This window comes from Sphingomonas degradans (assembly GCF_053502645.1).
In genome coordinates this window covers 4,587,089-4,597,676 of sequence record NZ_CP177172.1, presented here as the reverse complement: position 1 = coordinate 4,597,676, position 10,588 = coordinate 4,587,089, and the positions used below count along the sequence as shown (strand labels likewise).

Annotated in this window: 11 protein-coding genes; 3 read left to right on the top strand and 8 right to left on the bottom strand. The window is 66.0% G+C overall.

The window, feature by feature from the left end; all coding sequences use genetic code 11:
* The first annotated feature begins 98 nt into the window (after nucleotides 1–98).
* Nucleotides 99–1,322 carry an integrase core domain-containing protein gene (locus ACG3SL_RS21090; RefSeq protein WP_448662704.1) on the top strand — a complete coding sequence of 408 codons (1,224 nt, stop codon included), beginning with the start codon at nucleotides 99–101 and terminating at the stop codon, nucleotides 1,320–1,322.
* Between the two features lie 81 nt (nucleotides 1,323–1,403).
* Here ACG3SL_RS21090 and ACG3SL_RS21085 read toward each other — a convergent pair whose 3' ends face one another.
* The 4 genes from ACG3SL_RS21085 to ACG3SL_RS21070 all read right to left on the bottom strand — a co-directional run bounded on the left by ACG3SL_RS21085 (nucleotide 1,404) and on the right by ACG3SL_RS21070 (nucleotide 5,507).
* The gene (locus ACG3SL_RS21085; RefSeq protein WP_448663100.1) at nucleotides 1,404–2,624 is read right to left on the bottom strand and encodes an argininosuccinate synthase; all 1,221 of its coding nucleotides are present in this window, start codon (nucleotides 2,622–2,624) and stop codon (nucleotides 1,404–1,406) included.
* Between the two features lie 70 nt (nucleotides 2,625–2,694).
* Nucleotides 2,695–3,972 carry a class I SAM-dependent methyltransferase gene (locus ACG3SL_RS21080; protein WP_448663099.1) on the bottom strand — a complete coding sequence of 426 codons (1,278 nt, stop codon included), beginning with the start codon at nucleotides 3,970–3,972 and terminating at the stop codon, nucleotides 2,695–2,697.
* An 87-nt stretch (nucleotides 3,973–4,059) separates the two neighbouring features.
* Nucleotides 4,060–4,791, bottom strand: a complete 732-nt coding sequence (locus ACG3SL_RS21075; RefSeq protein ID WP_448663098.1) for a molybdopterin-dependent oxidoreductase — start codon at nucleotides 4,789–4,791, stop codon at nucleotides 4,060–4,062.
* Nucleotides 4,788–5,507: a cytochrome b/b6 domain-containing protein gene (locus ACG3SL_RS21070; protein ID WP_448663097.1), complete on the bottom strand. Its 720-nt coding sequence runs from the start codon at nucleotides 5,505–5,507 to the stop codon at nucleotides 4,788–4,790. The genes ACG3SL_RS21075 and ACG3SL_RS21070 overlap by 4 nt, the downstream gene beginning before the upstream one ends.
* A 95-nt stretch (nucleotides 5,508–5,602) precedes the next feature.
* Here ACG3SL_RS21070 and ACG3SL_RS21065 point away from each other — a divergent pair, with 95 nt between their 5' ends.
* On the top strand, nucleotides 5,603–6,226 hold the full coding sequence (locus ACG3SL_RS21065; RefSeq protein WP_448663096.1) for a flavin reductase family protein: 624 nt from the start codon (nucleotides 5,603–5,605) through the stop codon (nucleotides 6,224–6,226).
* A 58-nt stretch (nucleotides 6,227–6,284) separates the two neighbouring features.
* Here ACG3SL_RS21065 and ACG3SL_RS21060 read toward each other — a convergent pair whose 3' ends face one another.
* From ACG3SL_RS21060 to ACG3SL_RS21050, 3 genes are read right to left on the bottom strand one after another with little or no spacing between them, the layout of a single operon-like run.
* The gene (locus ACG3SL_RS21060; protein WP_448663095.1) at nucleotides 6,285–7,043 is read right to left on the bottom strand and encodes a sulfite exporter TauE/SafE family protein; all 759 of its coding nucleotides are present in this window, start codon (nucleotides 7,041–7,043) and stop codon (nucleotides 6,285–6,287) included.
* Nucleotides 7,036–8,220, bottom strand: coding sequence for a 23S rRNA (adenine(2503)-C(2))-methyltransferase RlmN (gene rlmN / locus ACG3SL_RS21055; protein ID WP_448665194.1), 1,185 nt, complete (start codon nucleotides 8,218–8,220; stop codon nucleotides 7,036–7,038). Before rlmN ends, ACG3SL_RS21060 begins: the two co-directional genes overlap by 8 nt.
* Nucleotides 8,220–8,942: an NYN domain-containing protein gene (locus tag ACG3SL_RS21050; RefSeq protein WP_448663094.1), complete on the bottom strand. Its 723-nt coding sequence runs from the start codon at nucleotides 8,940–8,942 to the stop codon at nucleotides 8,220–8,222. Before ACG3SL_RS21050 ends, rlmN begins: the two co-directional genes overlap by 1 nt.
* A gap of 276 nt (nucleotides 8,943–9,218) precedes the next feature.
* Between ACG3SL_RS21050 and ACG3SL_RS21045 the strand changes: the two genes are divergently transcribed.
* Nucleotides 9,219–9,599 carry a DUF4168 domain-containing protein gene (locus tag ACG3SL_RS21045; RefSeq protein ID WP_448663093.1) on the top strand — a complete coding sequence of 127 codons (381 nt, stop codon included), beginning with the start codon at nucleotides 9,219–9,221 and terminating at the stop codon, nucleotides 9,597–9,599.
* A 41-nt stretch (nucleotides 9,600–9,640) separates the two neighbouring features.
* On the opposite strand, the gene ACG3SL_RS21040 is transcribed toward ACG3SL_RS21045, so the two are convergent.
* Nucleotides 9,641–10,588, bottom strand: a complete 948-nt coding sequence (locus tag ACG3SL_RS21040) for an NAD-dependent epimerase/dehydratase family protein (protein ID WP_448663092.1) — start codon at nucleotides 10,586–10,588, stop codon at nucleotides 9,641–9,643.

The window sequence follows — 10,588 nt, the reverse complement described above, 5'->3', positions numbered from 1 at the left end:
CGGGTGGGGGAGCGGGCGGTACGAACCGGGTAGATGTTCCACAGATTGGACCGGGTTGATCCTCCACGGCAGCGTTGTGTCGCAGGAGGGTTTCTTCGATGCCATTTGTGGAGAGCAGCCGGATGGAGCGGCGGATAGGTCTGCTGTCGGATTACGATACCGGGGCATTCAGCGTGACGGCGCTGTGTGCGCGCTACGGGATTGATCGGTCGACCTTTTACCTGTGGCATTCGCGGCGCGCGGGTGGCGATGCGCGTTGGTTTGCGGATCGCTCGCACGCGCCGCGCAGTTGTCCGCACCGGACGGTGGCGGAGGTGGAGGCGGCGGTGATTGCGGTGCGGACACGCTATCCGCATTTCGGTCCGAAGAAGATTCTGGCGTGGCTGGAGCGGGAGGCGCCGGGGAGGGACTGGCCAGCGGCCTCCACGATCGGGGACATCGTGAAGCGAAGCGGGTTGGTTGCGCCGCGGCGCATACGCAGGCGTGGGGTCGCGGTTGATCCGCAGCCGCTTTGGCCGGATGCGCCCAATGTGGAATGGGCGTGCGACTTCAAGGGCTGGTTCCGCACGCGGGATGGCAGGCGTTGCGACCCGTTGACAGTGACGGATGCGTACAGCCGCTATCTGCTGGAAGTGCGCATCACCGATCCGTCGATTGCGGGTGTGCGACCGGTATTCGAGCAGCTGTTCCAGGCGCATGGCCTGCCGCAGGCGATCCGTTGCGACAACGGGCCGCCGTTCGGATCGGATGGCGCGGGCGGGCTTACGCGGCTGTCGGCATGGTGGCTCAAGCTGGGGGTTCGGCCCCACTTCATCCGCCCTGCCTCGCCGCAGGATAACGGCCGTCACGAGCGGATGCACCGCGAGCTCAAGGGGCAGACCTCGCGGCCCGCGGCGGCGACGCTGGGCGCGCAGCAGGCACGGTTCGATGCGTTCCGTGCGCACTATAACGAAGAGCGGCCGCACGAGGCGCTTGGCCAGGTCGCGCCCGCGAGCCTGTGGCAGGCATCGCGAAGGACGATGCCGGAACGCGTGCCGGAGCCATGGTACGACGCCGATCACGAAGCGCGCACGGTGCAGGGGTCGGGGGACATCAAGTGGCGCCAGGGGCGCGTGTTCGTGAGCGAATCGCTGGCAGGCGAGGTGGTCGGTATCACCGCGCAGGAGGACGGTTCGCACCTCGTGCGGTTCTGCGACACCGACCTGGGTGTAATCGACCGCTCGGGCCGCTTCCGGCGCTTCGCACCGCCCCGATACAGGCTGCGCGAACCACCAAAAGCACCCGGCCAAAACTGTGGAGGATCAACCCGGTCTGATCTGTAGGGCTTCAACCCGGTTGATCAGGCCGGCACCGCGAAATGCGCCGCAGCGCATTTCCAAACAGGCGCTAAGCCCCGCGACGGATCACCTTCCGTCGCGACGGCCCAGCAGGCGCAGGCGCAGCGCCTGGAGCTTGATGAAGCCAGCCGCGTCGCGCTGGTCGTACGCGCCCTGATCGTCCTCGAACGTCACGACCTTCTCGCTGTACAGCGTGTAGGGCGACTTGCGGCCCGTCACGATCACGCTGCCCTTGTACAGCTTGAGCCGCACGGTGCCCGTCACCTTTTCCTGGCTGTGGTCGATCGCTGCCTGCAGCATCTCGCGCTCGGGGCTGAACCAGAAGCCGTTGTACAGCAGCTCGGCATAGCGCGGGGCCAGCTCGTCCTTCAGGTGCGCGGCGCCGCGGTCCAGCGTGATCTGTTCGATCCCGCGATGCGCGAGGTGATAGATGGTGCCACCCGGCGTCTCGTACATGCCGCGGCTCTTCATGCCGACGAAGCGGTTCTCGACCAGGTCGAGCCGGCCGATGCCGTGCTTGCGGCCCAGCTCGTTCAGCGCCGCGAGCAACGTCGCCGGGCTCATGCCCACGCCGTTCAGCGCCACGCCGTCGCCGCGCTCGAAATCGATCGTGATCGTCTCCGGCTCGTTCGGCGCGTCCTCGGGGTTCACCGTGCGCGAATAGACGTAATCGGGCACTTCCTCCCACGGGTCCTCCAGCACCTTGCCCTCGGACGAGGTGTGGAGAAGGTTCGCGTCGGTCGAGAACGGCGATTCGCCGCGCTTGTCCTTGCTCACCGGGATCTGGTGCTGCTCGGCGAATTCGATCAGCCGGGTGCGGCTGGTCAGGTCCCATTCGCGCCACGGCGCGATCACCTTGATGTCGGGCGCCAGCGCGTAATAGCCCAGCTCGAATCGGACCTGGTCATTGCCCTTGCCGGTGGCGCCATGGCTCACCGCATCGGCATTGACCTGGCGCGCGATCTCGATCTGGCGCTTGGCGATCAACGGGCGCGCGATCGACGTGCCGAGCAGGTACAGCCCTTCGTACAGGGCGTTGGAGCGCATCATCGGGAACACGAAGTCCCGGACGAATTCTTCCTTCAGGTCGTCGATAAAGATGTGCTCGGGCTTCACGCCGGCCATCTCGGCCTTCTTGCGCGCGGGCTCGAGTTCCTCGCCCTGCCCCAGATCGGCGGTGAAGGTCACCACTTCGCACTGATAGGTCTGCTGGAGCCATTTCAGGATCACGCTGGTGTCGAGCCCGCCCGAATAAGCGAGGACAACGCGATTGATCTTGTCGGACATGGTTCTGGCGACTCCAGGGGTTGAAGGGAACCGGCGCGCTCTAGGGTCGGTGCGCCGGTTCCGCAAGCCGCTAGCCGCAGACCTCGCCATCGACGCGCAGCGACGGGCTGCCCGCGCCCATCGCGCCGCCCTTGCGCAGCGCCGCTTCGGCCTCGAACATATAGTCGCGCGTGATGGGCAACGTGTCGCGCGCGCGCGAGAACTGGAGCTGATAATTGACCAGCCCGCCGTTCATGAAGCTGACGTAGCAACCGGCAAGGTAGAAGGTCCACATCCGGTAGAAGCGCTCGTCGTACAGCGTCACGATCTCGTCGCGCGCCGCGACGGTGCGGTCGTACCAGAGCTTGAGCGTGTGGCCATAATGGTGCCGCAGCACCTCCACATCGGTCATGAAGAAACGCAGCCCTTCATAGCCCTGCGCGATTTCGGACAGCGCCGGGATATAGCCGCCCGGGAAGATGTATTTCAGCGTGAACTTGTCGGTCACGCCCGGCCCTCCCATGCGGCCGATCGTGTGGAGCAGCATCACGCCCTCGGGCGTCAGCAATTCGCGGCATTTGCGGAAAAACGTGCGGTAGTGCGGCGTGCCGACATGCTCGAACATACCGACCGACACGATCCGATCGAACGTACCCGTCAAATGGCGATAGTCGATCAGCTCGAAGCGCACCATGCGGTCCACCCCCGCCTCGATCGCGCGGCGGCGGGCGACCTTCAGCTGTTCTTCGGACAGCGTCACGCCCAACACTTCGGCGCCGGTCTTGGCATGGAGGTACAGCGCCATCCCGCCCCAGCCGCAGCCGATGTCGAGTACGCGCATCCCCGGCTGAATCGCCAGCTTGGCGGCGATATGCGCCTTTTTATCGAGCTGGGCCTGCTCCAGCCCGACAGCGGGATCGGTGAAATAGGCGCAGCTATACTGGCGATCCGCGTCGAGGAAGAGATCGTACAGCCGATCCGACAGGTCGTAATGATGCGCGACGTTGCGCTTCGATCGCTTGGCCATGTTGTACCGGCCGATGCGGAACGCGGCGGCACCCACCACGCGGCGCAGCGCGCTGGGGTGCAAGGTCGCGGTGCCGGTTTCCCAGCGATTGTTGGTGGTGATGAGGTTGAGCAGGTCGAGTATGTCGCCCTGCTCGATGGTCAGCCTGCCATCCATGAACGCTTCGGCGGCGCCAAGGCCTGGATCGCGCAGGATCGCGCCTGCAGCGCCCTTTTCCAGCCGGATGGCGACGTCGTTCAACCCGTCTGCGGGGGCGCCGAAGGTGCGCATGCTGCCATCGGCATGGTGGACGGTGAGCATCCCCTGCTTCACCGCATGTGCGAAAAACCGGTCTATCAACATCGGTGGCCGTTCTCCAAAATCAACTCCACCCCTCCCGCAGCGTAGAGGGTAGTAGTGATTTCGCAATGCGGTAACAATGAGACGAACCTAGATACCGGCGTACCATTCGTATCCGTTGAAATCCTCCCAGAAGCCCCCATGGCCCTTGCCGATTCCGGCCAGACTGGCGACCGCTTTGACGCGCATCACATATTTCGCGTGCTTGTACCCCAGCTGCCGCTCGACCCGCAGCCGGACGGGGGCGCCATGGCCAACGCTGAGCGGCGCGTCGTTCATCGCCCAGGCCAGCAGCGTCTGGGGGTGGAGCGCGTCGATCATGTCGATCGATTCGTAATAGGGCTGGCCCGCGATCCGATCGGCACAGTGCAGGACGATGAAGCGCGCGTCGGGGCGGATGCCCGCCAGGTTGAGTACCGTCTCCAGCCGGGGGCCCTGCCATTTGCCGATCGCGCTCCATCCCTCGACGCAATCGTGCCGCGTTATCTGCGCCCGCTGGGGCAGCGATCGCAAATCGGCGAGGCTTAGGCTAAGCGGGCGCGCCACCAGCCCGTCGACGCGCAGCCGCCAATCGGCGAAATTCTTCGCCGCCATTGCGGTATAGGCCGGGGTATCGGGGCTCGACGTGCCGTTGACGCGGAAGCGCGGGCTCATCTGGTCGGCGCGATATTCGCGCGCCAGCGCCGCCCGGCCCACGATAGACCGCTGGAGAAAGTCATGCGCCTCGTCCGCGCGCATCAGCACCGGGCTGTCGGTCCAGGCATCGCATCCGGCAAGCAGGGTCGCGCCGCCGGTGACGAGCAGGTTGCGCCGCGTGATCATTCGGCCTCTCCCGCATCCGGCACCCGCCACCAGCCGGTGACCATCGAACGCACTTCGTTGATCGGCCCCGCCAGGATGACCAGTGTCAGGTGCACCAGCGTGAACAGCGTGATCAGCACCATCGCAATGAAATGCACCGACCGCGCCGATTGCCGCCCGCCGAACAGGTCGGCGATCCACGGCCACATGCCGGGCGCCAGCGCCAGCCCGCTCAGGATCAGCACCGGCAGCAGCACGAACAGCACCCCGACATAGGACAGCTTCTGGAAGATATTGTAGGCGCGCGGATTTTCGGGATCGTGGAACCGCAGCGACAGGTGCGCACGCAGGTCCGCCCACAGATGCCGGGGCGCCAGTTCGCCGCGCCGGATGCGCAGGTCACGCTGAATATGCCGGTTGATCAGGCTCCACAGCAGATAAAAAAGCAGCGCGAACGCCAGCACCAGCGCGAAGAATAGATGCCAGTGCCGCGCCCCCGACAGGCTGTAATAGCTGGGGATCGTCGCCCATCCCGGAAAGCGCGGCAATGTCAGCCAGGCCGGATCGTAATTCGCGCCGTAATTGCCCCAATAGAGCCGGGGGTGCGCGTTGAAGATCATCAGCCCGCTGCCGATCATCACGAACAGCGCCAGCGCGTTGAGCCAGTGCCACAGCCGTGTCACCAGCCGGTGGCGATAGACGCGGATGGGCGCCGCCGCCCCTGGTTCGCTTGCCATCTTCCACCTCGGGTTGCGTCACCTATCTATGCCATCCACGGTGCGCGGGGGAAAGGCCGTTGCGCGCAGGCGCCGGCACGCGCCAAGGAGACCCGATGCCCGATTTCCATTTCTATGAACCCGCCGACGGCCATGGCCTGCCGCACGATCCCCTGAACGCGATCGTCGCGCCGCGTCCGATCGGCTGGATCAGCACCCTGTCGGCGGACGGCGTGCGCAATCTGGCGCCGTACAGCTTCTTCACGCTGTTCAACTATCGCCCGCCGATCATCGGCTTTTCGTCGATGGGCTGGAAGGACAGCGTCGCCAATATCGCCGCGACCGGCGAGTTCGTGTGGAACCTCGCCACCCGCGCGCAGGCCGAACCGATGAATACCAGCGCGGCGATCGTCGCGCCCGAGGTGGACGAATTTGCGCTGGCCGAACTGGACGTGCTGCCCTCCACGCTGGTCGCGCCGCCGCGCGTCGCGGGCAGCCCCGCGCAGTTCGAATGCCGCCTGACCCAGATCGTCCGGCTGGAGACCAAGGAGGGCAACGCGCTCGACCAGTGGCTCGTGCTCGGCGAGGCAGTGGGCATCCATATCGACCGCGCGATGCTGGAGGACGGCATCTACCAGACCGCCCGCGCGCGCCCGATCCTGCGCGGCGGCGGCCCGGCCGATTATTTCGAGATTACCGAGGACGCACTGTTCCGGATGCGCCGGCCCGGCGCGCTCTAGGCTTTTGATTGCCGCATTTTCCGAGCCGTTGACCGTAAACGGTCAACTTGAAAATGCTCTAGAAATAAGCGCGGTGGAAGAACACCGCCGTGGTCGCGGCGGTGACCAGCAGCGTCCAGGCCCGGACCATCCCCGGCGACAGTCGCTTGCCGAATCGCGCGCCCAGCCATCCGCCGAGCACGCCGCCCGCCAGCATCGGCAGGCACAGCGCCCACTGGACCAGCCCCGCCGCGATGAACACGAACGCCGCCGCGAGATTGGCGACTGCCAGCATCAGCGTGCGGATCGAGAACAGCGATCGCGGATCGGCACCCGCCAGCAGCCCATAGGCCGCCGTGGTCATCATCCCCACGCCCCCGCCGAAATAGCCGCCATAGACACCGAGCAGCGACTGGACGACCACCAGCGTGCGCGGCCCGATCGCCACGCGCGCGCGCAGCCATGCCGATGCGCGCGGGCCAAAGGCGATGGCCGCGAACGCGAGGAGCAACAGCCAGGGGATCACGAAATCGAAGGTGCGCGTAGGCGTCAGCACCAGCAGCGCGCTGCCCGCCAGCCCGCCGGCAAAGGTCACGCCCGCCAGCGTGCGCACCCCCATCCCGGCGACCGGAGCCAGCTCGTCGCGAAACGTCCATGCGCTTGCCGCCGCCCCCGGCAGCAGCGCGACGTTGGACGATGCGTTCGCGGCATTGGCGGGCAATCCGAACGCGATCAGCGCAGGCAGCGTGGCAAAGGTGCCCCCGCCCGCCAGCGCGTTCATCACGCCGCCCAGCATGCCCGCGCCGGCGGCCAGCACCAGCCCGCCGGCGTCAACCAAGCGCGGCGAACTTGGCTTCGGCCTCGCGGTCCAGCTCGGCGCGGCTCTTCTTCTCCGACGCGGTCTTCAGCTGGCCGCACGCCGCATCGATGTCGCGCCCGCGCGGGGTGCGCGTCGGCGCCGAGATGCCGGCCTCGAACACAATGTCCGAAAACGCCTTGATCCGCTCGGGCGTCGAGCACTGGTAATCCGCGCCGGGCCAGGGATTGAACGGGATCAGGTTCACCTTGGCGGGCAGCTTGTACTTCTTGATGAGGCGAACCAGCTCGCGCGCATCGGCGTCGCTGTCGTTCTTGTCGCGCAGCATCACATATTCGAACGTGATTCGCCGGGCATTGTTCGCGCCGGGATAGTCGGCGCACGCCTGGAGCAGCTCCTCGATCCCGTACTTCTTGTTGAGCGGGACCAGCTCGTCGCGCACGTCCTTGGTCACCGCGTGCAGCGACACGGCCAGGTTGACGCCGATCTCCTCGCCCGCGCGCGCCATCATCGGGACCACGCCCGACGTCGACAGCGTGATCCGCCGCTTGGACAGCGCAAGCCCGTCGCCGTCCATCACGAGGCGGAGCGCGTCGCGGACATTGTCGAAATTGTACAGCGGCTCGCCCATGCCCATCATCACGATGTTGGTGAGCATCCGCCCCTCGGGCTGGCTAGGCCATTCGCCCAGCGCGTCGCGCGCCAGCATCACCTGCCCCACGATCTCGGCGGGCAGCAGGTTGCGCACCAGCCGCATCGTGCCGGTGTGGCAGAAACGGCAATTGAGCGTGCAGCCGACCTGGCTCGACACGCACAGCGTCCCCCGATCCGCGTCGGGGATGAACACCATCTCGTAGTCCTGCCCGTCGTCCGAGCGCAGCAGCCATTTGCGCGTCCCGTCGGTCGAGACCTGTGCCTCCACCACTTGCGGGCGGCTGATGACGAAACGCTGGGCGAGCCATGGCTGCATCGTCTTGGAAATGTCGGTCATCAGCGAGAAATCGGTGACGCCGCGATTGTAGATCCAGTGCCACAGCTGCTTCGCGCGCAACTTCGCCTGCTTCGGCTCGAGCTGCGACGTCTCCAGCGCCATGCGCAGGTCGAGCTTGGACAGGCCCAGCAAGTCGATGCGCCCATCGGCGCGCGGCGCCAGCGGGCGGGGAACGGGCACGGGATCGATGTGGCCGGGTATCTGCATCATTGTTCCTTGCTGCTCTGGCGTGGCAAGAAGCAATCGCGAATGCCATCGACATGTTCTATCAGGTCTCGGGCGGCGCGTTGATCGCCCATGCGGTCCAGTATCACATCTATTCCTTCACGCCGCGCCAGCTTCGCCGCAGGCACGAAATCAGCGTCCGCCGCGACGATAACGATTTGATCGACCTGGCGTTTGAATGCGAGCGAGGCGACGTCGAGACCAAGGCGCATGTCCACGCCCTTCTGCTTGGTATCGACTTCAAAGTCTTCGTCGGTCGGAACGAACCCGCTGGGCGACTGGATCAAGCGCGCTGTCGCGGCCTCGCTCAAACGCCATCGCGAGGTGTCGTTGAGGCGCCCCAGACGTACCGCCACCTTGCGTAACTTTCGCACCGCATCGTGCAGTTCCAGCCGGAACACCGCCTCGGGAGTTTTACCCCAGTCGACCGACTTATGCGACAAGGGCCGGTGCATCCGCTTCGTGAGCGGCGAGCAGTCGTAGAAGAAAATCCGGTAAAAGTCGGTCGATTCCGCAAGCTGAAAATTGTGTTTGGAAATCTGCTCCAGCAGTCGGGATGCTCCGATCCTTTGGCTCAGATGCCAATAGGCCAGCACTCCCAAACCGTGGGCGACGCTTTCGGGGTCATTGCGATCATGGTCGGGGAACGAATGTTTGAAGCGACGTAGAAAGAACGCCCCATCGACCAAGATTGCCGTAGCCATTGCGATGCTCAAAAATTTGTCCCCGGGAGCGGCCTTGAGCGGATACCTGCTCTTTCGAGCGCCTCAAGACGGCAAGCCGGGGACGGGATGGCCGATATATATCGACTGGGCCCAAAAAGTCAAGAAACGGACGGGAGACCGGATGCTGCTCTCCCGACCTCTCACCCTACACGTCCGTCTTGCGTAAGCAACGTACCGTCGCGGGAAATTGCGCGACCGGGAACCGCAAGGGCGAACAAGGATTGCGACAGGCGCGATTATTTGGAGGAAATAACGATGCTTTTCAAATCCATGGCGATTGGCGCGGCGCTGATTTCGGCGCCTGCCGCCTTTGCCCAGACCACCCCGACGACGCCCGCGACGCCCGCTTCCCCCACGATGGAAGCCGCGCCGGCAGCGCCCGCGCCGACCACGCCGGCCCCGGTGAGCGATGCCGAAGTCACCCAGTTCGCAAGCGCGGCGCTGGCAGTGACCAAGGTACAGGCCGATGCCGCGGTGCCCGCCGCGGACAAGAACGCCAAGTCGGTCGAGGCGATCACCGCCGCCGGGATCGACCCGGTCCGTTTCAACGAAATCTCGCAGGCGATGCGCGACGACCCCGCGCTCAACCAGCGCATCCAGAAGGCCGCAGCGGCGCTTACCCAGCCCGCCAACTGACGCGGCATGCGATCCCGGGGCGGCGCGCGCCGCCCCGGCCGTCACGCCGCCAACGGCATCAGGCAACCGATCCCGTCGAGCGACGCGCGTACCGATTGGCGCACTGGCGTCTGCGGCACTTCGCCCAGAAACGCGCGAAGCGTGCTATCGTCGAGCCGCACCGGATTCTGCCAGAAGGGGCGCATCTCGATCAGTTCGTGCAGCGTCCGGTTGAACGGCGCCAGGAACGGCAGCAGCGCCCATGGCATCGGTCGCACCTTCGTCGCAACGCCTACCACCGCACGGATCGCGTCGACGAACGCCGTCCCGTCGGCATCCCAGAACCCGGCAAAATGATAGCGCGCGAGCCTCGGCATCTCGGCATCCCGATCCAGCAGCCGCGCAAAGGTCTCGGCGACGTCAGGCAGATACGCCCAGCTATGCCCCACCCCGCGCGCGCCCGGATACTGGATCGTGCGCACCGGTTTCCCCGGTGTGACCAGCCCCTGTGACAGCCAGTTGTTGGCGGCGCGCGGCCCATAATAGTCGCCCGCGCGCAGGATCAGCGCCCGCACGCCCGAATCGGCGATGCGCTGCTCCATCGCCACGCGAATGCGGCCCTTTCGCGTCTGTGCCGTCTGCGCCATGTCCGGCTGCGCCACCGGCGTCGTCGCGGGGTCGTAGTTGTAGATCGTGCCGGGCAGCACGAGCCGGGCGTCGTTGACGGCAGCGGCGGCGATGCTGTCGTCGATCATCGGCAGCACCAGCTTGTCCCAGTCGCGATAGCCGGGCGGGTTCACGGCATGAACGATCGCCGCCACGCCACGCGCCGCGTCCAGGACTGCCCGTCGGTCCATCGCATCGCCCTCGATCCAGTGGACCGCCGGGTCCAGCCCGGGACGCGGCGAGCGCACCAGCCCGCGCACGTCCCAGCCATGGCGGACCAAAGCCCGCGCCGTCTCGCCACCCACCCCGCCTGCGGCACCCAATACCAGAACCGTCTTGTGCAT

What these genes read in the sequence shown, in the direction of transcription:
- ACG3SL_RS21070 (WP_448663097.1), bottom strand. Translation starts at nt 5,507, where the DNA reads ATGGCAAGCGAACCAGGGGCGGCGGCGCCCATCCGCGTCTATCGCCAC.
- ACG3SL_RS21050 (WP_448663094.1), bottom strand. Translation starts at nt 8,942, where the DNA reads ATGGCTACGGCAATCTTGGTCGATGGGGCGTTCTTTCTACGTCGCTTC.
- ACG3SL_RS21040 (WP_448663092.1), bottom strand. Translation starts at nt 10,588, where the DNA reads ATGCACAAGACGGTTCTGGTATTGGGTGCCGCAGGCGGGGTGGGTGGC.
- ACG3SL_RS21065 (WP_448663096.1), top strand. Translation starts at nt 5,603, where the DNA reads ATGCCCGATTTCCATTTCTATGAACCCGCCGACGGCCATGGCCTGCCG.
- ACG3SL_RS21090 (WP_448662704.1), top strand. Translation starts at nt 99, where the DNA reads ATGCCATTTGTGGAGAGCAGCCGGATGGAGCGGCGGATAGGTCTGCTG.
- rlmN (WP_448665194.1), bottom strand. Translation starts at nt 8,220, where the DNA reads ATGCAGATACCCGGCCACATCGATCCCGTGCCCGTTCCCCGCCCGCTG.
- ACG3SL_RS21085 (WP_448663100.1), bottom strand. Translation starts at nt 2,624, where the DNA reads ATGTCCGACAAGATCAATCGCGTTGTCCTCGCTTATTCGGGCGGGCTC.
- ACG3SL_RS21045 (WP_448663093.1), top strand. Translation starts at nt 9,219, where the DNA reads ATGCTTTTCAAATCCATGGCGATTGGCGCGGCGCTGATTTCGGCGCCT.
- ACG3SL_RS21080 (WP_448663099.1), bottom strand. Translation starts at nt 3,972, where the DNA reads ATGTTGATAGACCGGTTTTTCGCACATGCGGTGAAGCAGGGGATGCTC.
- ACG3SL_RS21075 (WP_448663098.1), bottom strand. Translation starts at nt 4,791, where the DNA reads ATGATCACGCGGCGCAACCTGCTCGTCACCGGCGGCGCGACCCTGCTT.